This window comes from Paenibacillus wynnii (assembly GCF_030812855.1).
In the GTDB taxonomy this organism is placed as follows: domain Bacteria; phylum Bacillota; class Bacilli; order Paenibacillales; family Paenibacillaceae; genus Paenibacillus_AQ; species Paenibacillus_AQ wynnii_A.
This window is the reverse complement of record NZ_JAUSTK010000001.1, coordinates 316,293-339,681: the sequence shown is the minus strand read 5'-3', so window position 1 is coordinate 339,681 and position 23,389 is coordinate 316,293. Positions and strand designations below refer to the sequence as shown.

Genomic DNA, 23,389 nt, shown 5'->3' with positions numbered 1-23,389 from the left:
GCAAAGTGTTAGTGAATGAAGATACAATATAAGCAGGGAAACCAGCTTAGAATCCGCACACATACAAAGGAGGACACAACTGTGGCTATGGACCGGACACGTGTCGCCGTAGAGATATACGGCACTTCCTATAAACTAGTCGGAAGCAGCACTGAATATATGAAACAAGTTGCCCGTTATGTTGATGAACATATGCGGACGATCTCCAAATCTCATTCCAGATTAGATACTCCGCGTATAGCGGTGCTTGCTGCCGTACATATGGCGGAGCAAGCCTTGCAGGTACAGGATTTCAAGAATGAGCTCAACATGCTGACTGGGGAACGCAGCGAGCTGCGGGTAGAGGTCTCGCGACTATTAGAAGTGCAGCGGGAACGGCAGGAAGAGTACGAGCGGCTTGAGGCTGCCGCCAAAGAAGAAGAAGGGCGGCTCATTGCCGCTGCTGAGGAGGAGCGCAAGCAGTGTTTGCTGCTTCAGGAGCAGGAGCGCGCCGTGAACGCCGAACTGCTGCAAGAGTCTGAGCAGGCTGCCGCAGCTGCTCGTCAGAAGCTCGAAGAGGCGCTGCAAGAGCGCGATCAGGAACTGAAAGCCCTACGGGTAAGCTATGAAGCGGAGAAGGCCGCGAGCCGCGAGAGCCATCGACAGGAGCTGGCAGTTGCTGAGGCCATCCGTCTTCAGCAACTTGAAGAGTTGAAATCCGCTCATCAACAGGAACTTGAGAATATCCGTGAGACTCTTACTAAAGAGAAGACGGAAACTCTATCCATTCTGGAGCAGGAACTCTTGATTACTAAGGAATCGCTAGGTAAGGAACTCTTAGAAACACGGACATCCTTAAGTAAGGAACTGGCAGATACCAAGTCTTCGCTGAGTAAGGAACTGAGTGAAGAGCGGGAAGCGCTGCAGAAGGAGCAAACTAAGAATAAGGAGCTGCGGCAATCCCAGGGTACCCAGGAGCATAGACATAAGCAACAGGTAGTAGAACTGGAGAAGCAGCTGGGTGAGCTGCGCGGGGGAACGGGGCAGCTTCAATCAAGGCTGCGCGCTGCGGAAGCGAGTCATAAGAGTGAACGTGATGCCCGTCTAACACTGCTGGCTCAATATGAAGCGGTTATTAATCGTGAAGAACAGCTTGGAGTGGAGCTCCGCTCTGCTACAGAACTAGGAACACAGCTGAATGAAGAGCTGGAAGAGCTACGTCAGCGGTATGATCTCACTCAGAGCGAAGCCTCCTCATTGCGGAAGTCCGTGCAGGAATCCGGTGAGAGCCTTCGCCGGGTTCAAGACGAGCTTACCCGTTCGGCTGCAGATGTTGCCAGTTGGCAGGAGCTGGCAGATAAACGCATGGAGGATATCAGCGAGCTAGAGATGAATCTTCTGGAGGCCGAAGAGAAGTCTTCAATGCTGCAAAAGGAGATTATTTCCCTTCATGGGCAAGCAGATGGTTTAGTCCAGAAGCTGGAGCAGGAAAGCCAGTTGCGTACAGAAGCTGAGCATGAGCGCGAAGCCTTACGTGAGCATGGAGCGTTGGCTCAGAAGGAATTGTCAGCGCTGCGAGTTCGCTATGAGGAATTGATTGCCCAATATGATGAGGTTCTGCAAGACGGTGAACGGCTGCAGGAACGTTATCTCTTACTGGAAACAGAAGGCGAAGAAGCGGCATTGCGCCTGGAAGAGCTGTCGGAAGCGGCACGTGAAGCTGCAACTGCAGTGACTGATCAGCGAGAAGCTTTGAAGGAAGCTGAAGAATACGGGCTGGCTTGGAAACACAAGTACGATGAACTGGTTGAGCGTCAGCGTGACTGGTCGGATACAGAGCATAAGCTCCGTGAGGAGATCAACCTCTGGCAGTTGGAGGTCGAAGAGGCTGAAGGTCAGCGGGAAATTCTGGCTCGAGAGCGAAGTGAAGTGCTTGAACAGCTTGGCGAGGTTGGAGATAATTATGAGATGGTTCAGGGACAGCTTCGATTGCTGAAGGTTCAATTCGACCAGCGCCAAGTAGAACTGGAACAATTAACCCGTGAGCATCGCAGTTTACAGGCGGAATATGCCAAGCTCCAAGTTGAATATAATGAATGGATTCAACTGATCGAACAAGACAGTTGAATAACGGATGCTACACAGAAGGGCTGACCCCAGTAGGTAAAATCTACTTGGGAATCAGCCCTTCTGTTCGTTTCCCGATTACCGCCATGAAATTTTCTATTGCAACCGTTTTCAGTGGAAGGTAGGATGGTGGATGAGGTGAATGATTATGGATAAAAAGTGGCTGGCAGGTGTAGCTGCATTATTTTTAGTATTGGCGTATCTATTTATTGGCTTTGCGCATCAATCGGGTAAGATGGGTAGTATTGTTCAGGAATTGCATGGTCATCCCGGTAATTTGGGTCACCGTTATCATATTGTACTGATTGAGCAAGAACGTTATCATCCTTACTGGGAAATGGTTGAGAAGGGTGCTGAGAAGGCTGCCGAAAGGTATGGAATTGATATTGAATTTACCGGTCCGGTCCGCAACAATATGGACGAGCAGATTAATTTACTGGAAAAAGCAATTGCTGCCCGAGTAGATGCCATTATCGTCCAAGGCCTTAACGGAGAGAAATTTACTCCGGTTATAGACAAGGCCGTGCAACGCGGAATTCCTGTGGTAACCATTGATACCGATGCTCCGGCCAGCAGACGGCTGGCTTATGTAGGTACCGATAATGTGGCGGCAGGTGAAAGCTTAGGACGGCTTGTTGTGCAGACAACAGGCGGCACCGGAAAAATAGGTGTCATTATAGGGAGCGAGCTCGCAGAGAATCAGCTGCAGCGATTGAACGGGCTAAGAAATATCGTGAAGCAATACGATAATCTGGAAATTGTAGAGGTTCGCAGCTCCAATATCTCACATATGGAGGCGATTCAGCAGGCAGCGGACATGCTTCGTGTGCATCCTGAAATTAATATTATGGTCGGCACGAGTTCAACAGATGCTCTTGGCGTTCTTCAGGCGGCCAAGAGCCTGAAACGAGATTCCCTTACGATTATCGGCTTTGATAATCAGGAGGCCACGCTTGCCGCCATACTAAGAGGTGAGATTAAAGCGACTATAGCCCAGCAACCTTTTCTAATGGGTGATACAGCAGTCAGGCTGCTCAATGATCATTTTCAAGGAAAGAGCTTGCTGTCAGAATACTATACAGAGGTTAAGGTGCTGGATAAGCATAATGCCCAGGAGGGGGAAAGCCTGTGAGTATCCGCAAAAAGCTGTTAGTTTGTATTCCGTTACTCGTGCTCCTCATGAGTTCAGTCTCCTTTTTCTTATTTGAAAGTGGTAAAAATGTGCAGGAAAGCTATCATCTGATGATGAATCGAATTTTATTATACAAGGAAGTTTCTTATGAAGTTGGAGAGAATATGCGATCGATGAACCGGTTTATTATGCAGGTCGATGCGGACAGCTTTCCGGAGGTGGAAAAACACCTGACTGCTGTTCAGCAGCTGCGCCAGGAGCTCGATGGATTGGAGACCATTGGCGGAAGTGACCTTCCGTTAGTGAATTATCGTAATATTATCGATACCTTTTTAGAGCAAGTCGAGACCATGATTGGAAAGATTGATGATCAGGATTCCAATACCCTGGCAGGGGCTTACATTGAAGCGGAGAAAACCGAGCGGTTCATACGAGAGGAAGCACAAGGTTTGGTAGATATTGAGCTGGATCAGTATAAGCCGATCTATCAGGAAATTATGTCCACGACGGAGAAATTGAATAAGCTGGGCAGTCTGCTGGTTGTTACTGTCGCCGTGCTTAGTATCATTCTGGCAGTATGGCTCTCGAGCAGTATAACGGGACCGATTCGGCGCTTGGTGGCTACTGCCAAGCAAATATCCAAGGGGCGTATGGATACAAAGGCCCCCGAAAGCATTAATAATGATGAGATCAGTATCTTGTGCAGAGCTTTTAACGGAATGATCGATAATATCCAGCGTTTGATGGCCGAGAATATTTCAAGCTTAGAGAAGGATCGTCTTGTCAAAGAGCTGGAGCTTAAAATGCTGCAAAGCCAAATCAATCCGCATTTCCTGTTCAATACCCTTAACTCTATCGCCAAGCTGGCCTACATTGAGGGGGCGACTAGGACAAGCGATCTTACCGTTTCCGTATCCCGTCTATTAAGATACAACCTGCAGAAGCTGGATCAGGCCGTACCGCTGCGTGAAGAGGTGGAAAATGTAACCGAATATATCAATATTCAGAGAGCGCGCTTCCGTGATCGGATTTCATTTGTAATGGATATTGATGAAAGGGCTCTGGAGGGTATGATTCCGTGTCTTACGCTACAGCCTATATTGGAAAATGCATTCGTACATGGTATTGAGCAGATGGAGGAAGGTGCGGAGCTGAAGCTCACGATCGGATATGTTGATGAGGGTGTGGGTATTGAGATTCGGGATAACGGCGTAGGGATGAGCAAGGAAACTGTGATGCTGCTCCTGGAATCCTTCCGGGAGGAATCTCCTCGTTTTGGCGGAAAGGGTCAATCAACGGGATTGGGTACACATAATGTATTCAAAAGACTGCATTTATTTTTTGACGGGGAGCAGAGTATTGAAATCGACAGTACGGAAGGTAAAGGGACAGCTGTGTTGTTCAAGCTTCCCTATCGCGCGATTACTCAACTACATGGATAAGAAAGGGCGGTTACTATGTTCAGCTTACTTATTGCAGATGATGAAGCGTTAGAGCGTGAGGGACTGGAGTTGATGATCAGGCATATTCTTCCGGATACCTTTATTTTTCTGCACGCTGAAAATGGGCGGAAGGCTATTCAGATTACGGAGGAGGAGCGGCCCGATTTTATCTTCATGGATATTAAGATGCCCGGCATTCAGGGGTTGGAGGCTGTCAGGCAAATTTCTGCAAGGTTTCCTTCAATTAAAATTGTGATGATAACGGCTCATGATTATTTTTCTTATGCGAAGGAGAGCCTAGCACTTGGAGTTCGTGATTATCTGCTTAAGCCGGCCAGACGTGAGGAAGTACTGGACGTGTTAAAGCTGCTGATTGCTGAGAAGGAAGAAGAGAAACGTCTGCGAAACGAGCAGCTGGAGCTCCAGGAGAAGCTGTCGCAGTTGGTGCCGTTAGCCGAAAATGAGCTCTCCCTTATGCTTATGCTGGAGTCAGTGCAGGAGATGGAGCTCGAACAGCTGGCCGGGCTGTTGAATTTACGTTGGTATAAGGGGTATGCGGCAGTGCTGTCATTTGCCCGACACTCTAAGAAGGAGTGGGAGGATTTCCAGCTGGTTAAGCGGGAAATCTATGAAGCTGTTAAGCACTTCACGAAGCCGAATCTTTCCTGTCTCGCCGGGCCTATAGTGGGACATCAGATGGCTTTATTTATTCCTCTTCCACCGGGAAGGCCGGGTTATTCCCAGCGTGTCATTTCACTTGACTGGGGTGAGCGTATTCGAGGTTTTGTGGAGGAGAGGTTCCAAATATCTCTTTCTGTAGGAATCGGCTCGGTTCGTGAGGGATGGGATGGAATGAGCCGATCCTACCGGGAAGCCGTACGGGTGTGTTCGGATGATAATGAGCTGCTAAGTGTGCGTCATTACGATGACATTACCCAGAGTTCAGGCCAGACTATTATTTCTCTGGATGATGAGAAGAAGCTGCTGGATGCCCTGCTGCGGCAAAACAAACAGGAGACAGCAGAGCGCTTTGGCTCTTTATATACCATTCTGGAAGAAACGGGATCTAGTTCATTTGCAACCTTGCGCGGTGAGGTAATAGGGCTGATGCTGTTCCTTTGCCGGGGGATTCAATCCAGTGACGGAGCGGAGTTAATTACATCTCTAAGTGCTTTGGAAGATAGTGTGTCTCTTCGTAAAAGAGCGATGTCCTGGCTTGACTCTTTCATCGACGGATTGAAGGAAGAGCGGGAGCAAAGCCGTTCGCATGTGCTGCAGAGGGCTCTTCTCTATATTGATAAAAAGTATAAAGAAGATATCTCGATGGAACAAAGTGCGGAATATGTGAATCTAAGCCCGCACTATTTCAGTAAACTATTTAAGCAGCATGCGGGGGAGACCTTTATCGACTATGTGACCCGGCTGCGCATCAATGAGGCAAAGCTACTGATCATGGAGGAGCGTCTCAGTCTGAAGGAAATATGCTACGAGGTGGGATATAAGGATCCTAACTATTTCAGCAGAGTTTTCAAAAAAGCAACAGGCATTACGCCGAGTGAATATCGCCAGCACATCGAAAGACAAAGTCCTTGTTAACCGACAAGGACTTTTTTGTGTTTTATAGCCATTTTGTCCTGTGAATGATGTGTAAACGGGTTTCATTACAGAAGGCAGCAATGAAATGCAGGCTGAGAGTAAAGAAGTGCTGGGAATGAACGCTCCATAGCATTTCGACCCGTGCTAAGCTTTATTTGTAAGCGCAATCAATCATTTTAACTGGTGAAAAGGGGCGAAGAAAGAGTGAGAAAATACGGGAATATCGTTCGTTTAGGATTAGTATCTCTATTATTGGCATCATCACTTGCAGGCTGTGGAGTGGTCTCCAATGGAGATAACAAAACCAAAGAAAAAACAGCTGCCAAGGACGGAGACAAAATCGTTATCGGGATGTCCATGGATACCTTGAAAGAGGAACGCTGGCAGAAGGACCGCGATATTTTCACCGCTAAAGTGGAAGAACTGGGAGGCGAAGTGAAGGTTCTAGCTGCTAACGGAGATGATGCTACACAGCTAAGCCAAGCAGAGCAACTGATCTCACAGGGAGTAGACGTACTCGTAGTTATCGCACACAATGCGGAAGCTACAGCGCCGATCGTGGCTAAAGCGCATAAGGAAGGCATTAAGGTTATTGCTTACGACCGTTTGATTAACAATTCAGAAGTGGACTACTATATTTCTTTTGACAATGTACGTGTAGGAGAATTCCAAGCCAAAGCCGTTATTGAGCAGGCGCCAAAAGGCAACATCGTCTACATCGGTGGAGCGGATACGGACAACAATGCTCATATGTTCAAGGAAGGCGCTATGAATATTCTGAAGCCCCTTGAAGAGAAGGGTGATATCAAAATTGTATATGACCAGTTCTCCAAGGACTGGAAGCCGGAAGAGGCTCTCAAAAACATGGAGAATGCCCTCACCGCTAACAACAATGATGTCCAAGGTGTAGTTGCAGCTAACGATGGTACTGCTGGTGGTTCGATTCAAGCATTAACCGCTCAAGGGATGGCTGGTAAGATCCCGGTTTCCGGACAGGATGCAGATTTAGCCGCTGTACAGCGCATTGCAGAAGGAACACAGCTGATGACTGTATATAAACCAATTAATGCCATTGCAACAAAAGCTGCCGAGATGGCTATGGCTGCTGCAAAGGGAGAAGAGATCGCTACTGAGAAGACTGTAAATAACGGCAAGGTTGATGTGCCTTCGGTATTGCTCGATCCACTTGCAGTGAATAAGGATAATCTGGATGTTCTGTTCAAGGACGGATTCCACAAGCTGGAGGAAGTGTACAAGAACGTTCCGAAGGATCAATGGCCGAAACAATAAACCATTCAGTATGGCAGGTGCGGAACCTTTGGGTTCCGCTCTCTGCTGATTAAAGGTTAGAAAGGGGAACGGCAATGAAGCATGTATTGGAAATGGTGGACATCAGTAAAGAGTTTCCCGGTGTTAAAGCGCTGGATCATGTGAATTTTAAGGTAAAGCAGGGAGAGATTCATGCCCTTTGCGGAGAGAATGGTGCCGGAAAATCCACACTGATGAAGGTACTGAGTGGTTTATATCCAGCTGGAACATACAGCGGTGAAATTGTGATCGGCGGTGAGAGTAAACAGTTCCACAAAATAACGGATGCTGAGAAAGCCGGTATCGCCATCATTCACCAGGAGCTCGCGCTTGTCAAAGATATGACCGTGGGTGAGAATATTTTTCTGGGTGCTGAGCCGTGTAAGCGCGGAGTCATTCAATGGGATGAACTGTATCATAACGCCTCTGTGTGGTTGAAAAAGGTTGGACTGAATATTTCACCAGACGTCAAAATCGGTAATCTCGGGATTGGTCAGCAGCAGCTGGTTGAAATCGCCAAAGCACTCTCCAAACATACAAAAATCCTGATATTGGATGAACCCACAGCAGCTTTAACTGAAAGTGAAGTTTCCATTCTCATGGGGATTTTGAATCAGCTGCGCAGTGAGGGCGTCTCCTGTGTGTACATCTCGCACAAAATGCCGGAGGTTTTTGCCCTTGCAGATTCAATCACAGTACTTCGCGACGGCCGTACAGTAGCGACTCTGGATCGTAATGAAACGGATGATGATAAGGTCGTATCTTTAATGGTTGGCCGGGAATTAACGGAGCGCTATCCGCGGGTGGAGCATACACCGGGGGAAATCGTCCTGAAGGTTAGCCAATACAATGTTTGGCATCCGGAAAAGCGTAATCAGAGGATGATTCGAGATATTAATTTTTCACTGCGTAAGGGTGAGATTCTGGGCATCGCCGGACTCATGGGCGCGGGACGTACAGAGCTGGTCAGCAGCATTTTTGGAGCGTACGGAGGCAAGGCTGAGGGAGAGGTGCAGATCGAAGGGAAAACGGTAAAGATTAAATCCGTTGCTGAAGCCATCAAGGCTGGAATTGCACTAGTGACTGAAGACCGCAAACGTCAAGGACTAGTTATGGGCATGGATGTCAAACGAAATACTACGATGGCCACTATGGGCAAGGTATCGAAGCTCGGTTTTATTAATGAGAATGAAGAGATTAAATGGGGACGCCAGTATGTGCAGGATCTAAAGACGAAAACAGCTTCGCTGGAAACGTTGGTAGGCACACTTTCAGGAGGAAATCAGCAGAAGGTTGTAATCGGCAAATGGCTGATGTCTGACCCGAAAATACTGATTATGGACGAACCTACCCGAGGGATCGACGTTGGAGCGAAATACGAAATATATAATTTAATGAACCGGCTGGTGGATCAGGGGGTAGCCATTATAATGATTTCCTCAGAATTGCCGGAGGTACTGGGTATGAGTGACAGGATTCTGGTGATGTGTGAAGGGGAGTTCGTTAAGGAATTTCAATGGCGTGAAGCCACTCAGGAAAATATTATGCTAGCCGCAACGGGAGGGAAATAAGGATGCAGCTTCAAAAGGAACTTCAAGATAAAGTGGATATCCCTGTTACCAGAAAATCACTCTGGAGCAGCTTGTTTGGGAAAATGGACGTACGGGCCTATACCATGGTGGGTGCATTGGTTCTAATATGGGTGCTCTTTGGATTTCTGAACCCTACCTTTTTGACCTCTCGCAATTTATCCAATCTATTCACGCAAATGTCCGTTACTTCAATACTGGCCATAGGCATGGTGCTCGTCATCGTAGCGGGTCATATTGACCTTTCAGTAGGTTCTATCGTAGGTTTGACCGGAGGTATCGCCGCTATTCTAAGTAACTGGCTAGAGCTGCCGGCGATCGTTGTAATTCTCGGCACACTGGCTGCCGGTGCAGTACTCGGTCTGCTTCAAGGTTGGCTAGTCGCCTACAAAATGATTCCTGCCTTCATTGTCACTTTAGGCGGAATGATGGTGTTCCGCGGCGTGCTGATGGGTGTCACTGAATCCATGACGATTCCGGTGTCTGATCCTGTGCTTGCACTGTTGGGTAATGCTTATTTTGCACAAGGGTTCGGTATCATTATTGGTTTGCTGGCCGTGGGAATGCTCTTATGGACCGCTTATAATAAACGACGTTCCCGGCAGAAATATGGCTTCGAGATCGCTCCTCTTGGAGTAGATGTGATGAAGGTTTCCGCTCTTGCGTTACTTGTTGTGTCATTTGTAGTCGTAATGAACAATTATAAAGGGATTCCTTTTCCTATCATTTTCGTTATTGTTTTGGCCATCATCTTTTACATTCTAACCACGAAAACAACGTTCGGCCGTCATATCTATGCCATTGGAGGCAATATTGAAGCAGCGCGTCTTTCCGGTATTAATATTAAAAAGAAAACGATGCTTATCTTTGTACTCAGCGGATTGTTGGCCTCTATTGCGTCTATCGTACTGACCTCCCGCTTGGCATCTGCAACGATCACAGCAGGAAACATGGCGGAAATGGATGCGATTGCTGCCTGTGTAATCGGCGGAACTTCGTTAATGGGTGGGGCAGGTACCGTAATAGGCGCTCTTATAGGAGCACTGGTTATGACCTCACTTGATAACGGGATGTCTCTGATGGGGCTGGAATCGTTCTGGCAGTATGTAGTTAAAGGCTCCATTCTTGTAATCGCTGTTTGGCTGGACATCTCCAACCGCAGCAAAGGTGTAAAGTAAGGTCCGAAAAAAGTTGATTCTTGCTAGAAACTTTATGTGTAGGGAACCTAGGCTGTTCTTAAGTAGATCATTCTACTGGGAGCAGCCTTTCGTATGGTTAGGTCAGCCAGAGATTACCGGTTGGCCTTTTTGCGGTTCGTCTTACTGCTCGCTCCTTAACACATTAATCTCTGCAGGAAGCTGACATCTCTTCCTGTACTTTGTACAACATTTCAGCTCGTGCCGCCTCAAACTGATGCACATTCCTGCACTTTGTACAACATTTCAGCTCGTGCCGCCTCAAAGTGACCCCGAATCCTGTACTTTATGCAGGATTTCAGCACGTTTCGGAGGTAGTAAGTGAAATAGATGTATTTTATACACTTATTTCTAGCTTTTGGCGCTCGGATGTATGGATAGATGTACTTTGTGCAACTAAAAACACGAATATGCCGGATAAACCCCGGAATACCCAAAAATAAGTGTATAAAGTGCAATTAAACACCCTAAAGTGTGCTAAGGGAGAAGTATAAGTGTACGTTGTGCAACTATATATATTGAAACCCATGTAGGTAGACGATTTGCCGTATTTGTCGCGGATACACGAGGAGATACTTCTACTCTTACACAAACTTCTTGACGCTACCTCGTGCCGCCTCGTTATTACTCACCAATGATGTTGAAGTTGGCGGAATAAGAAAAGGGGTGTCCCGGTAGCCATTTGCATGGCATTGGAACATCCCCTCTGAGAGACTAGGTAACCTTAGTCCACGATTATTTTAGCGATCATATTACTATGCCCAGAACCGCACATAATGGAACAGCTCATCTCGAAAGTACCTGCTTCTTCAGGTACGATAACTTGGGAGGAGTTCTCCCGGTTCAGCGTAAGATTGAATTCGGGGATGAGGATGCCGTGATTGCCGCTCTCATTCTCAAAAACAATTTTGACAGGAACCCCTTTTTTTAAATGGTATTCTTTAGAATCAAAGCTGTAGTTGGTTGCCTTAATCACCAATTCCTCTTGCGGTGCAACTCCAGTATCCGTAATGCCGCTGTTGCTACCGGAGGCTTCTTTATTAGTGGTGTTGTTACCGCAGGCAGCGAGAATAAGAATGAATAAAATAGATAATAGCAGAGCAAGTTTTCTTTGCATCTTCATACTCCCTCCCAATTTGACGATATTAATATTACAGGGCTTGTGACAATTCAGATAACACTATACCAAAAAAATGTGACATATGTTCTAGCAGTTATGAATTATTGGTGAACGTGTAAAACTCATGTTTCCAACCTTTGTCGAAATTTGCAAAAAAATGATGCAAAAAACCTTCAATTTATTTATAATGAAGGCTAATATATTACAGGTATGAAGTAGGGGATCTCACATCAAACTCACTAATAATACATTGAACACGGGGTTATGGAATCGTAGAATACTGAACGGATATTGGATAATTGTATTCTCCCTCCTGGTTTCCCAGGTGCTTTTTGTGCTTAATGCAGAACACCTTAATATCAAGAGCAAGATAGGCTCTGACAAAGAATACCTCTTTATAGGATGTAACTTGCTGATTGTCGCCTTCATTTCTGGATCAGAATTATGGCTGCGTACCCGCCAACAATACCATAAGCAGATCGTGGTAGGCTGCGGTTATATTATTTCGTACTTAATGTACTTTCTTATTGAGCCATTTGTGGATGGCGCTCAGATGCTGCTTATGATGCCGATTATTGTATCACTTGTCTATTTTGACCGTAAACTTCTTTACAGCCTTGGTTTCTTCAGTGTTGTTTTTTATGCCGGGATCTATTTCGGACTGGAGAGGGTAGTACTTCATAAACCGCTGCTTGAATTCTTGCTGGTTGAATGTGTATTCATTGTGTTTGTAATAATGACTCAGGCTGTAATTAGTCGTGCCCAGGAAGCTCAAGAACATTTGGAGCAGTTAACCAAATCGGAGCAGGGTCTGATGGTGGAGCGGGCGATATCGGATAAGCTGCTGAAAATAGATGCTCTCACAGGGCTGTATAATCATAAAACGTTTCACGAATATCTGGATTTGCTGTTGGAGCAATGTGAGAGCAATGGCCTCCGTTTACAATTGGCTCTACTGGATATTGATAATTTCAAACGTGTTAACGATACCTATGGGCATTGGGTGGGAGATCTTGTATTAAAAGAGGTGGCGACCAAGTTAGGCGGGATGATTGGGTTGAACGATTTTGCAGCCCGGTACGGCGGCGAAGAATTTGCAATCATTTTTACGGATAAAACTTTGCCGGAAGCATACTCTTACGTGGAAGAACTGCGGATGAGTATTGCGAGTATGGGGCATCCTTATGCAGGTGGAAAGCCGATTACTGTCAGCGTAGGTTTATGTAATTATGAGCCGGGTTTAGGAAAAGAGTTGATGTTCCGCAGGACAGACGATGCTCTTTACAAGGCCAAAAAAGAAGGGAAAAACACCGTAGTTACCGCACAGGCTTCGCAAGGGGAAGCGTGTTTGCTGAATATTGTCTGATCCAATATGGACGCCCCTGCTCGGATTTTCGAGCCAGGGGCGTTCATGCTGAATAAGAAGATCAACAGCTGATCTATTTTCTAGCATCAAATGGAGTTGCTACTGGCAGGAACAAATCGATGATCCCGATAACCAAAGCTGCAAGAATGGCACCAAGGATAGAGACACTAACTCCGCTTACTACAAATTGGGCTACCCAGATTACCAGGGCACTAACCAGAAAGCCCACAATGCCACGGCCAAAGGGTGTTGCTTTTGAACCGAAGATTCCCTCAATCACCCAGCCCAGAAGAGCAATAACCAGGGCTAGAATAAGGGCGCTGCCGAAACCCCCGATTGTAAACTGGGGAACAATCCAGCCTACAACGACTAGAACAATCGCTGCGACGATAAAACGGACTACATGACCTAAGAACCTCAATGAACTAACCTCCTTCATATAAGCTGGGGTATATCTGCATTTATTATTGTGGCCAGAACATTCCCTTTCTATGTTGGGTAACGATACCCAAATAGCGAAATGCGGACAAATTCGGTATAATAGTCTCATCTATGAAGGGAGCTGGACAGTAATTGGACGACAAAATTTTGCATACGCTTGAATATCGCAAGATTTTAAATAAATTGTTGCAATATACGCAAACCTCGATGGGACAGGATAGAGCAGAGCAATTGAAGCCATCCGGTGATTTTGAAGGGGTAAAACGTTTGCTGCAGGCCACAGATGAAGGAACTACAGTTGACCGGTTAAAGGGGATTCCTTCCTTTAGCGGTATTAGTGATGTCGGTGGGGCGTTAAAACGGGCCTCCATTGGAGGCATGCTGGGAACAACTGAACTTCTTTCAGTTGGCAATACAATCGGCGGTGCTCGAAAAGTCAAACGTTTTATAGCCGCGATGTATGAAGACGAGAAAATTGAAATCTTATTTGCTCTCAGTGATCTGCTTTCGGAGCAAAAGTCTGTAGAGGATGCTATTCGTGCTTGTATAGATGAGAATGCAGATGTGCTTGATACAGCGAGTACGGAGCTTGCTACGATCCGCCGTGAGCTGAAGGTCGGAGAAACAAGGATACGTGAAAAGCTGGATTCAATGATACGTTCCACTTCGGTAGCTAAAATGCTGCAGGATCAGCTGGTCACCATTCGTGGAGATCGGTTTGTAATTCCCGTGAAAGCAGAATACCGTGCTCATTTTGGGGGGATTGTACACGACCAATCAGGTTCAGGTGCGACCTTGTTTATTGAGCCAGAAACGATTGTGGCAATGAATAACAAGCTTCGTGAGACACGGCTTCGCGAGGAACGGGAAATTGAGATCATTCTACACAGGCTGACGGCACTGGTAGGCGATATCGCAGAAGAAATGAAATATGATATTGATATTCTCGGAGAGCTTGATTTCATCTTTGCTAAGGCTCGTCTGGCCCGTGAGATGAAGGCTTCCCAACCGCGTATGAATGACCGTGGATACCTTAAGCTTCGCAAGGGACGGCACCCGTTGATTTCGCCGGAGCAGGTCGTTCCATTGGATGTAGAGCTTGGGAATCAATACAGTTCGATAATCGTGACGGGGCCAAATACCGGTGGTAAAACCGTTACCTTGAAGACGATTGGCCTGCTCAGCCTGATGTCTATGTCTGGTTTGTTCATACCGGCAGAGGAAGGCAGTCAAATGTGCGTTTTTGATGCTATTTATGCTGATATCGGTGATGAGCAAAGTATTGAGCAAAGTCTAAGTACCTTTTCTTCACATATGACCAATATTATTTCCATTCTAAAAAGAATGACACCCAAGAGCCTTATTTTGCTGGATGAAGTGGGTGCGGGTACCGATCCGGCGGAAGGTTCAGCGCTTGCAATTGCTATTCTGGAGCATATTCATCGAATAGAATGCCGGATGGTGGCGACCACACATTATAGCGAGCTGAAGGCTTATGCATATGAACGTAAAGGCGTTATTAATGCAAGTATGGAATTTGATGTACAAAGTCTCAGCCCTACATACAGGCTCTTAATTGGTGTCCCTGGACGAAGTAACGCTTTCGCCATCGCGGAACGATTAGGCTTGCCGGGGGCTATTCTGGATCATGCTAGGGGAGAAGTGAATGAAGAGGATATGCGCGTTGAGCATATGATTGCTTCCCTCGAAGAGAACAGGCTGGTTGCAGAGAATGAGCGGGGACGGGCAGAGGTTTTGCGTCGTGAAACTGAAGAACTGCGGAATAAGCAGCAGAAGGAAATAGAGAAGCTTGAAGGTCAGCGGGATAAAAGGCTGGAGAAGGCCGAGAAGGATGCGGCGGCCATTCTTGATAAGGCCCGGAAGGAAGCTGAGGAAATCATCAGCGATCTTCGGCGGTTGGCACTGGAAGAGGGTGCTTCAGTCAAGGAGCATAAGCTGATAGAAGTACGGCGGCGTCTGAGTGAAGCCGAGCCCAAACAGCGTAAAAAGGAAACCTCACGCAGTGCGGTTAAGCCTCCCCGCAAAATTCAGCCCGGAGACGACGTTTCCGTATACAGCCTGAATCAAAAAGGGACTGTGGTAGAGCTTAGTGGTTCCAATGAAGCTGTGGTACAGTTGGGTATTATGAAAATGAAGGTCCGGTTGGATGATTTGGAATTACTGTCTACAGCGTCCAAAGTATCCGCAGCACAACCCATGCTCCGTGCAACTACGGTGAAGAGAACCAGAGATGAGAATATCCGCAGTGAACTGGATTTGCGGGGGACTAATCTTGAGGAAGCTATAATGGCGACTGATCGTTTTATCGATGAGGCCTTTCTTGGTAATCTCGGTCAAATATCGATTATCCATGGTAAGGGAACAGGTGTCTTGCGCTCAGGTATTCAAGAGTACTTGCGGAAGCACAGATATATCAAGAGCTATCGGCTAGGGAATTATAACGAAGGCGGAGCAGGCGTGACCGTGGCAGAGCTGCAGTAGCGCTTAAACCCGGCGGAAAGAAGGGGAAGTTATGCAAGATCAAATCGATAATTTGTTGAACCACCCGCTTGGGGCTCTGCTCGGTTACTTCGCTGTGGCTATATTGGGGTTGGTTATATTTCTATCCATTTTTGAAATGGTTACAAAGTATAACTGCTGGGAAGAGATCCGCAAGGGGAACGTAGCTGTTGCTATGGCTACCGGTGGCAAAATATTCGGTATCTGCAACGTACTCCGCTTCAGCATTGACTCGGGAGCGTCCATTTATGAAACCATGAAATGGGCTGTTGCAGGCTTTATAATGCTGCTTCTTGCTTATTTTCTGTTCGAATTTCTAACGCCCGTATTTTCTATTGACGATGAAATTGCTGCGGATAATCGGGCAGTAGGACTTATAGCTATGCTAATTTCCGTATCCCTTTCTTACGTAATAGGCGCTGCTATATTCTAGGAGGATTTTTAATGAAGATTTTGACCCGTGTCCTATTTATTTCTGCCATAACATTTATAGCAGCCGGTGTTATTTATTTAACGATGAACTAAATCTAAGATAAGCAAGAAGGAGAATATGATAATGGAAACGAATGTTTGCCCTTGGTGTGATACGGAAATTGTATGGGATGAGGAGTTCGGACCGGAGGATACCTGTCCGCACTGCAACAATGAACTTAAAGGTTACCGTACGGTTAGTCTGAACAGTAATGAGCTGGAGGACGAACTGGAAGAGGAAGAAGAACCAGAAGAGGTAAGCAATGATGATGATTTGTGGGGAGCGGCCGATACAGATAGTATTGTGCCCATTTTTAACACACTTGATCAGTTCCGAGATGACCACGATTTGAGTCGTTACGAAGCAAATGTGTCGGCCATTCTTGCTGAACAGGAAGAGGCTCCTGAGTGTCCGCAGTGTCACGAACTGATGTTGCTGGCGGGTACACAGGCCTTGACCGATTTCACTCCTTCTTCACCTTCAGCATTGGGTGCACCTGTAATGAAATCTCCGTTCTCGTTGAATGTATATATCTGTCCTTCCTGCTTCCAAGTGCATCAAAGTCTGGCACCTCAGGACAGAATTCAACTCGTTCGGAATTTGAGCACACAGAACTAATACAACCTCATGGATTCCCCCGGTTTCGGGCATGTTAAACAGGAACATGTCTATATAAAGGGGGAATTCGATGAAGGCCTCACTGAAAGGCCAAGCTCTGCTATTATTGGCAGTGAATGGATTATTTGTGCTGGCAAGCGCATTGTCTGGAACTTTTTTGAATGTATACTTATGGAAAAGCCGCCAGGATTATTTCATGATCGGCTGGTTCACTTTGGCTCAGCAGTTAGCATTGGGACTTAGTTTTTGGCTTGCAGGAAAATGGGTTAAAGAACATAACAAAATGAATGCCCTACGGCTCGGAATTGCCGTATCGGGCCTTTTTTATATGCTTGTGCTATGGCTAGGCGGTAAAGCTGTATATTATATCTGGCCGCTTGGATGCCTTCTGGGCATAGCCATTGGTTTGTTTTGGCTGGCTTTTAATATTGTTTATTTTGAAATTACAGATGCCGGGAATCGTGACTATTTCAATGGCTGGATCGGTTTGCTGGGATCTTTAACAGGTATCATTGGTCCCTGGTTGTCGGGGTGGCTGATCTCCTACCTGCATGGTGAGAGGGGCTATCGCATAGTTTTTATAATCTCACTCTGTATATATGCTTGTGCTGTTGTCTTAAGTTTCTTTCTTAAAAAGCGTAAAACTGAAGGAGTTTACCGGTGGCTTGAGCCGTTGAAGCAGCTTCAGAATAAACAGAGTCATTGGCGGCCAGCCACATTGAGCCTTGTTTTTCAAGGGCTGCGTGAGGGCGTATTTTCATTTCTAATCGGATTGCTCGTATACATAGCTGCCAAGGAAGAAAGCAAGCTGGGTCAATATATGCTTATTACCTCTGCTGTATCTCTAGTCAGTTATTGGGCGGCCGGAAAATGGTTCAAGCCAAAGTTCCGCTCGGCAGGCATGCTGGTGGGGAGTATTATGCTGGTGGTTGTCATTGCCCCGCTGCTGTGGAAAGTAACCTTCGGTACCCTGCTGATTATGGGTATAGGAACCTCGCTCTTTATCCCGCTCTATATGCTTCCGATGGTATCAACCAGCTTTGATCTCATGGGCGAATCCAAAGAAAGTGTCGGGAAGCGGGTAGAGCTCGTAGTACTCCGTGAGCTTAGTTTAATGGTAGGCCGGGTTGCCGGCACCTTAATATTTATTGCTGTCCTGTCAGCAAGCGGGTCACCACGTACGATCACCTTGCTATTGCTGGGTCTTGGGGTTGCTCCGGTGGGGAGCTGGCTGTTTTTACGCAGGGTTTTGTCTCACGACAAGGAACGGGATTCCGCATGAGGTACGGGTCATATTAATAATATTTAGTACATGGGAGAATCATTTCGTGTTCAAAAGAAAACGGATTTACGGCGTACGTACAAGCATTACCATTATGGTGTGCTCTGTCGTTACGCTTGTCCTGCTTTTGCTGTATGTCATTTTCAGGAATCAGATTATTCCTCAGACTCGTCAAAATCTGGAGGATAAGGCTATAACGATCGCCAGAACGATTGCTATGATGCCATTGATATCAGATGGGTTGATTCAAGGCAGAAGCGAAGAGATACAGGCCTACACAACCAGGATTACTCGCCGCAACGATATTATGTTCGTGGTAGTGATTGATATGAACAGTATTCGTTATTCTCATCCTGATGCTTCCTATGTGGGCAAGCCCTTTGCCGGGGGAGGGCAAGATATCGCCTTGCACGGAGAAGAGAGTGTCTCCGAAGGTGAGGGTACCCTCGGAAAATCAATCCGTGCTTTTGTGCCCGTATACGATGGAAGAGGTCATCAGGTGGGTATAGTTGTAGTTGGACTTTCTTTAGAAAAGGTACACCGCATAATTTCACGCAATGAATGGACAATTATCGCTATCTTGTTATCAGGGGCACTACTTGGTGCACTTGGCGCCATGGTGTTGGCACGCAGAATTAAACAGATGATGCTCTGGTTGGAGCCATCAGAGATATCCAAGCTGCTTGAGGAAAGAAGTGCAATGCTTCAATCGACACGTGAAGGCATACTGGCAATTGACGACAACGCGAAAGTTACGTTAATTAACTTGGAAGCGGAACGGCTCCTTAGACAAGCCGGGATTAAAGGAGCGGCATTAAGGCAGCCTGTTAGTGAATACTGGCCGGCTCTACGGCTGGAAAATATGCTGAACTCTGGTATTGCGAAGCTAGACGAGGAGATTGATCTCAACGGAACCACATTGCTGGCAAATAGTCTCCCTATTTGGGTGAATGGTGCTATTGTTGGCGCTATTGTTACTTTTCGGGACAAGACTGAGATTTCCCATCTTGCGGAACGATTATCCGGGGTATCCCTTTATGCGGAAGCCTTGAGGGGTCAAGCCCATGAATTTATGAACAAGCTGCATGTTATAATGGGCATGACCCATATGGGATTGTATGAGGAACTGCAGCACTATATTTCTGGAACGGTGAACAACTATCAGAATGAAATCGGTTCTATAACAAGACACATTAAAGATCCTGTGATGGCCGGATTTCTGCTTGGTAAATTAAGCAGAGCCCGTGAAGCGGGAATACAACTGATTCTGGCAGAGGATTGTTATTTACCCCGTGCGAAGGGTTCGGAAATTATTCACGAACTGATTACGATCGTGGGTAATCTGCTGGATAATGCTATGGATGCCTTGGAAGAAACCGATAATAAGGAAATTCATCTGGCATTTCATTACCATTCAGACCGTTTAACCTGCACCGTGATCGACAATGGCTTAGGGGTTCCTGAATACATACGTAAGGAAATCTATGAGCAAGGGTTCTCCACAAAAGGTGAAAATCGGGGAATGGGATTATATCTTGTCCAAAGAAGTGTGAACAGAATGAATGGGCATTTGACACTTCATACTACGGAAGGGCATGGGTCTGAATTTATTGTAGAAGTGCCATACATTGTAGAGGATGATGATGCCTAATGATCATAAACGTATTGATCGTAGAAGACGATCCTATGGTGGCGAAGTTTAACAAGCACTATCTTGAGCAAATCGAAGGATTTCAAAGTGTAGGGTGGGCTGCTTCAGGGGATGAGGCCAAAGAATTACTCGAAGAGCTTGAGGTGGATCTAATTCTGCTGGATGTATATATGCAAAATACGAACGGATTGCAGTTGTTGTCCTTCCTCCGTCAGCAGGCTACACCGGTTGATGCGATAGTCATTTCGGCAGCCAGCGACAACATAAGTATTCGTAAGGCCCTGCAATTCGGAGCGGTTGATTATCTTATTAAACCTTTTGAATTTTCACGTTTTGCAGCGGCGATGACTGCTTACCGAGAAAATTATCTCCTAATGAAGAGGGGGGAGAACTTTAATCAGCAAGAGCTCGATAAGCTGCTTCGGTACAGGCAAGAACCGGAAGAGGACAGTCCTGCTTTACCTAAGGGTTTGACGATAGGAACTCTCCGCAGCATTTGGTCTGTTATCACGACGTTGTCAGCGGGAGCGTTCTCCACGGATGAAATCACAGCTAAATCCCTAATCTCACGTATTTCCGTTCGTAAATATTTAGCTTTTTTGACGGAGATCGGAGTGTTGTCTATGGAAACCAGTTATGGTGCGGTAGGCAGACCGGTGTATATGTACCGGGTCACTCCTAAAGGATATGAGATGATAGAAGGTCTTATAAAATAATGAAATGAATAGCAATGAGAACAGCCCCCTTGCCTCTAGCAAGGAGGCTGTTGCTGTGAGTGGTTATTCAAGGGCAAGGCTTAGCAGAACGGACCAGTGAGAATAAATCCAACTCAGGCCGGTGTTTTCCAGCAAGAGTATCGGTTAATAATTCTGCGGCAATCATACTGTAGACGGTCCCATTGCCTCCGTAACCTTCTATAAAATAGCAATGTGGAAATTTCGGGTGAGCTCCAATGTACGGAAGTCCGTCATGGGTTGTTCCGAATACGGCACCCCAGGAGTATTCCAGTTCTACACCTTTACTCTCTGGAAAAAGCTTCTCAATCTCTGTAAGCAGCTTCTGGCCTTGGGTACGGACTCGGACTTCACGTTCCTTCGGATCGGTTAGTTCCTCATCTTTGCCCCCTGCAATAATACGTCCGTCATGAGTCGTTCTGAAATACAGATAAGGCCGGGCGGTCTCCCAGATGAAGCTTCGTTCATGCCACTTAGGAAATTCCTTTAAAGGCCGAGTCATGACAGCATATGTGTTGATCAATAAAGCTCCCCGATCTTTTTTCATTTCTTGGGTTTCATAACCCATGGCAAAAATAATCTTCTTAGCAAATATACGGCCAACCCTGGTATGGCAAATGACCCCATCATCTTTGAATTCATAACTCATAGCTTCCGTGTTCTCATAGACGCGGACTCCACGGGAAAATGCTTTATTAATAAGACTATGTACAAGACGGAATGGATTGGCTTCAGCATCACCCCGGGAATACAATGCCGCAGATTTGGAGAAGGAGTAGACGGATGTGATATTGCTCTCCTCCCAGAACTCGGTATCGAAGCCATGAGTCTTCAGATTCACGTATTCCTCCCTTAATGCAGGGACATCTTCCGGTGAGCTGGCAAAGAGAAGACTGCTTCGAGGAATGATATACGGATCGATATCCAGTTGATCCTTCAGTTTGTTAATGCCCTGTAAAGCCTTACGACATAAGTTATAAAACAGAACGCCTTGCTTCTCCCCGAAGGTATTCATACACGATGTAAGCGATTTGTCGTTGGAGATCTGGAGCACACCTGTATTGGCGTGAGTACTGCCACTGCCTACCGCTCTTTTTTCGATTAGGATCGTATCCGCTCCGTTTAGTGACAGCTGATAAGAAGCAGCGGCGCCTCCCATTCCACCTCCTACCACCAGGCAATCACAATAGGCGTCCTCTTGTAGGGATTTATATGCAGGTGGATTCGGCAATGTGTGATTCCAGGGCAGCTGCCCGCTGATTAAATTCATAAGTGGCTCTCTCCTTTGCAGCTTGTGAACTAGTATTTGCAGGTTTTTTTTCCGTCATACGTTTAATGCCCATCCCATTTCACTTCAGTTTCTGAGTTTTACTAACACATAAAATGGGGTCTTTCACGAAATACTAAACCCTGTTTGAACCACTACACAAGGAGGGATTAAAGACATGCAACAATCCACACAAATGCAGCCGCTCACCCGAAAAGAACTGGACTATATCGCTGATTCCATCTCGAATGAGGATTTGTTGATCAAACAACTAGCCGCCACTGCGGGAACGACTCAGAATCCAACAGTCCGCCAAATGTGCATGCAGCACCTTCAAAGTCATACGAACCATATGGGTACTCTAATGCAGTTAATTCAGCAACATCAGCAATATGCTCCGACACAACCTCAATAGTCTCACTAAAAATTTAAGGAGGTAATACTGTGAACGCACAAAACGGAACAGCATTTATGCCCGATGAGGATTTGCTAAATACAATTTTGGCAGACTTAAAGCGGACAGTTAAGGAATATACGACAGCTGCCACAGAATCTAATTGCCCGTCTGTACGACAAGCCTTTAATGAACTTACCATGGATACGCTACGGCTCCAAGGTGATCTTTACACTCAAATGGGCCAAATGAATATGTATTCCGCACCTGCCAAGGCTTTGCGTTATGATATTGATAAGCAGCTTCAATCTGCACATCAAACCCAGCAAAAAAACCAACAATTCGTGCAGCAAAAAGCAAGCGGAACAGAGCAATATGCTCAGGCTCCGAATGTACCCGTACATCAGCCTAACGTGACAACTTCTTATTTGATGTAACCCTTCAGGATTTTGATAGAACCGCCTATTCAGACCGGATGATCCGGAGAATAGGCGGTTTTTGCTGTAGGATTTATTTTGAAATGATACTAAAAGCGTATCTTCTTGTTTGCAGAGATGCTATTTTCATGTCATATTAGTATTAAATCTTTTCGCGGGCGGCGCAGCTAATTTGCGTTACGTCAGATGCGAACTATCCCGGAGGGAAGGCATGAAAGATATGGATGAGTTAAAGAGGAAAGTGCTGGAACTGCTCAAGGAGGACGCGAGAAGCTCAACCGAGCTAATGGCTACGCTGCTGGGAGCGGACGAAGAAGATGTGAAGATGGTCATAGAACAAATGGAAAAAGAACATGTAATTGTCAAATATGCCACAGTTGTCAACTGGGACAAGGTGGATGATGAAAGAGTAACTGCATTAATTGAAGTGCAGATTACCCCTGAAAGAGGCCGCGGTTTTGAAGGTATAGCCGAGCGGATATATCTGTACCCGCAAGTCAAATCCGTCTATCTGATGTCCGGCGCTTACGATCTGCTGGTAGAAGTAGAGGGACGAAATCTGAGGGAAGTGGCTAATTTTGTATCCGAGAAGCTCTCACCAATTGATGCGGTATTATCTACTAAAACAAATTTCACACTTAAAAAATACAAACAAGACGGGATCATTTTCGAGGAGCACCAAGAAGACAACCGCCTGATGATCTCTCCGTAAAGGAAG

General features: G+C 46.2%; 20 protein-coding genes. 17 read left to right on the top strand and 3 right to left on the bottom strand.

What is annotated here, in order from left to right:
- Window positions 1–87: 87 nt before the first annotated feature.
- The 7 genes from zapA to J2T20_RS01390 all read left to right on the top strand — a co-directional run bounded on the left by zapA (window position 88) and on the right by J2T20_RS01390 (window position 10,351).
- Window positions 88–2,106, top strand: coding sequence for a cell division protein ZapA (gene zapA / locus J2T20_RS01420; protein WP_307585095.1), 2,019 nt, complete (start codon window positions 88–90; stop codon window positions 2,104–2,106).
- A 148-nt stretch (window positions 2,107–2,254) separates the two neighbouring features.
- Window positions 2,255–3,238: a sugar-binding protein gene (locus J2T20_RS01415; RefSeq protein ID WP_307584857.1), complete on the top strand. Its 984-nt coding sequence runs from the start codon at window positions 2,255–2,257 to the stop codon at window positions 3,236–3,238.
- Window positions 3,235–4,680, top strand: a complete 1,446-nt coding sequence (locus J2T20_RS01410) for a sensor histidine kinase (protein WP_307584855.1) — start codon at window positions 3,235–3,237, stop codon at window positions 4,678–4,680. Before J2T20_RS01415 ends, J2T20_RS01410 begins: the two co-directional genes overlap by 4 nt.
- Before the next feature lie 15 nt (window positions 4,681–4,695).
- Complete coding sequence (locus J2T20_RS01405) at window positions 4,696–6,276, top strand: helix-turn-helix domain-containing protein (RefSeq protein ID WP_307584853.1); 1,581 nt, start codon at window positions 4,696–4,698, stop codon at window positions 6,274–6,276.
- Between the two features lie 204 nt (window positions 6,277–6,480).
- Window positions 6,481–7,566: a D-xylose ABC transporter substrate-binding protein gene (xylF, locus tag J2T20_RS01400; protein ID WP_307584851.1), complete on the top strand. Its 1,086-nt coding sequence runs from the start codon at window positions 6,481–6,483 to the stop codon at window positions 7,564–7,566.
- Window positions 7,567–7,640: 74 nt separating this feature from the next.
- On the top strand, window positions 7,641–9,155 hold the full coding sequence (locus tag J2T20_RS01395) for a xylose ABC transporter ATP-binding protein (RefSeq protein ID WP_307584849.1): 1,515 nt from the start codon (window positions 7,641–7,643) through the stop codon (window positions 9,153–9,155).
- 2 nt (window positions 9,156–9,157) lie between these two features.
- Entirely contained in the window at window positions 9,158–10,351 is a 1,194-nt protein-coding gene (locus J2T20_RS01390) for a sugar ABC transporter permease (RefSeq protein WP_307584846.1), read from the top strand.
- Between the two features lie 742 nt (window positions 10,352–11,093).
- Here J2T20_RS01390 and J2T20_RS01385 read toward each other — a convergent pair.
- Window positions 11,094–11,486, bottom strand: coding sequence for a cupredoxin domain-containing protein (locus J2T20_RS01385; RefSeq protein ID WP_307584844.1), 393 nt, complete (start codon window positions 11,484–11,486; stop codon window positions 11,094–11,096).
- A gap of 337 nt (window positions 11,487–11,823) precedes the next feature.
- On the opposite strand from J2T20_RS01385, the gene J2T20_RS01380 reads away from it, so the two are divergent.
- On the top strand, window positions 11,824–12,855 hold the full coding sequence (locus tag J2T20_RS01380; protein WP_307584842.1) for a GGDEF domain-containing protein: 1,032 nt from the start codon (window positions 11,824–11,826) through the stop codon (window positions 12,853–12,855).
- Between the two features lie 73 nt (window positions 12,856–12,928).
- Here the strand turns inward: J2T20_RS01380 and J2T20_RS01375 are convergent, their stop codons facing one another.
- Window positions 12,929–13,276: a phage holin family protein gene (locus J2T20_RS01375; protein ID WP_307584841.1), complete on the bottom strand. Its 348-nt coding sequence runs from the start codon at window positions 13,274–13,276 to the stop codon at window positions 12,929–12,931.
- 152 nt (window positions 13,277–13,428) lie between these two features.
- On the opposite strand from J2T20_RS01375, the gene J2T20_RS01370 reads away from it, so the two are divergent.
- From J2T20_RS01370 to J2T20_RS01345, 6 genes are all read left to right on the top strand, one after another.
- On the top strand, window positions 13,429–15,798 hold the full coding sequence (locus J2T20_RS01370) for an endonuclease MutS2 (RefSeq protein WP_307584839.1): 2,370 nt from the start codon (window positions 13,429–13,431) through the stop codon (window positions 15,796–15,798).
- Window positions 15,799–15,829: 31 nt separating this feature from the next.
- Window positions 15,830–16,249, top strand: a complete 420-nt coding sequence (locus J2T20_RS01365; RefSeq protein WP_307584836.1) for a DUF350 domain-containing protein — start codon at window positions 15,830–15,832, stop codon at window positions 16,247–16,249.
- Window positions 16,250–16,372: 123 nt separating this feature from the next.
- Window positions 16,373–16,906, top strand: coding sequence for a hypothetical protein (locus J2T20_RS01360; protein WP_307584835.1), 534 nt, complete (start codon window positions 16,373–16,375; stop codon window positions 16,904–16,906).
- A 70-nt stretch (window positions 16,907–16,976) separates the two neighbouring features.
- Window positions 16,977–18,188 (top strand): MFS transporter, encoded by a 1,212-nt coding sequence (locus J2T20_RS01355; protein WP_307584833.1) that lies wholly within the window; start codon window positions 16,977–16,979, stop codon window positions 18,186–18,188.
- 46 nt (window positions 18,189–18,234) lie between these two features.
- Window positions 18,235–19,839: a DcuS/MalK family sensor histidine kinase gene (gene dcuS / locus J2T20_RS01350; protein WP_307584831.1), complete on the top strand. Its 1,605-nt coding sequence runs from the start codon at window positions 18,235–18,237 to the stop codon at window positions 19,837–19,839.
- Window positions 19,840–19,841: 2 nt separating this feature from the next.
- Window positions 19,842–20,555 (top strand): response regulator, encoded by a 714-nt coding sequence (locus tag J2T20_RS01345; RefSeq protein WP_307585094.1) that lies wholly within the window; start codon window positions 19,842–19,844, stop codon window positions 20,553–20,555.
- Window positions 20,556–20,622: 67 nt separating this feature from the next.
- On the opposite strand, the gene J2T20_RS01340 is transcribed toward J2T20_RS01345, so the two are convergent.
- Window positions 20,623–21,843 (bottom strand): NAD(P)/FAD-dependent oxidoreductase, encoded by a 1,221-nt coding sequence (locus tag J2T20_RS01340; RefSeq protein ID WP_307584829.1) that lies wholly within the window; start codon window positions 21,841–21,843, stop codon window positions 20,623–20,625.
- Between the two features lie 175 nt (window positions 21,844–22,018).
- Here J2T20_RS01340 and J2T20_RS01335 point away from each other — a divergent pair, with 175 nt between their 5' ends.
- The 3 genes from J2T20_RS01335 (at window position 22,019) to J2T20_RS01325 (ending at window position 23,383) form a co-directional block, all read left to right on the top strand.
- Window positions 22,019–22,255, top strand: coding sequence for a spore coat protein (locus tag J2T20_RS01335; RefSeq protein WP_307584827.1), 237 nt, complete (start codon window positions 22,019–22,021; stop codon window positions 22,253–22,255).
- Between the two features lie 29 nt (window positions 22,256–22,284).
- Window positions 22,285–22,671, top strand: coding sequence for a spore coat protein (locus tag J2T20_RS01330; RefSeq protein WP_307584826.1), 387 nt, complete (start codon window positions 22,285–22,287; stop codon window positions 22,669–22,671).
- Between the two features lie 211 nt (window positions 22,672–22,882).
- The gene (locus J2T20_RS01325; RefSeq protein WP_307584824.1) at window positions 22,883–23,383 is read left to right on the top strand and encodes an Lrp/AsnC family transcriptional regulator; all 501 of its coding nucleotides are present in this window, start codon (window positions 22,883–22,885) and stop codon (window positions 23,381–23,383) included.
- Window positions 23,384–23,389 lie beyond the last annotated feature (6 nt).

Bases quoted from the DNA above. Each gene is read 5' to 3' on its own strand.
- J2T20_RS01385 (WP_307584844.1), bottom strand. From the start codon at position 11,486: ATGCAAAGAAAACTTGCTCTGCTATTATCTATTTTATTCATTCTTATT.
- J2T20_RS01395 (WP_307584849.1), top strand. From the start codon at position 7,641: ATGAAGCATGTATTGGAAATGGTGGACATCAGTAAAGAGTTTCCCGGT.
- J2T20_RS01355 (WP_307584833.1), top strand. From the start codon at position 16,977: ATGAAGGCCTCACTGAAAGGCCAAGCTCTGCTATTATTGGCAGTGAAT.
- J2T20_RS01340 (WP_307584829.1), bottom strand. From the start codon at position 21,843: ATGAATTTAATCAGCGGGCAGCTGCCCTGGAATCACACATTGCCGAAT.
- J2T20_RS01325 (WP_307584824.1), top strand. From the start codon at position 22,883: ATGAAAGATATGGATGAGTTAAAGAGGAAAGTGCTGGAACTGCTCAAG.
- J2T20_RS01365 (WP_307584836.1), top strand. From the start codon at position 15,830: ATGCAAGATCAAATCGATAATTTGTTGAACCACCCGCTTGGGGCTCTG.
- zapA (WP_307585095.1), top strand. From the start codon at position 88: ATGGACCGGACACGTGTCGCCGTAGAGATATACGGCACTTCCTATAAA.
- J2T20_RS01335 (WP_307584827.1), top strand. From the start codon at position 22,019: ATGCAACAATCCACACAAATGCAGCCGCTCACCCGAAAAGAACTGGAC.
- J2T20_RS01360 (WP_307584835.1), top strand. From the start codon at position 16,373: ATGGAAACGAATGTTTGCCCTTGGTGTGATACGGAAATTGTATGGGAT.
- J2T20_RS01415 (WP_307584857.1), top strand. From the start codon at position 2,255: ATGGATAAAAAGTGGCTGGCAGGTGTAGCTGCATTATTTTTAGTATTG.
- J2T20_RS01405 (WP_307584853.1), top strand. From the start codon at position 4,696: ATGTTCAGCTTACTTATTGCAGATGATGAAGCGTTAGAGCGTGAGGGA.
- J2T20_RS01390 (WP_307584846.1), top strand. From the start codon at position 9,158: ATGCAGCTTCAAAAGGAACTTCAAGATAAAGTGGATATCCCTGTTACC.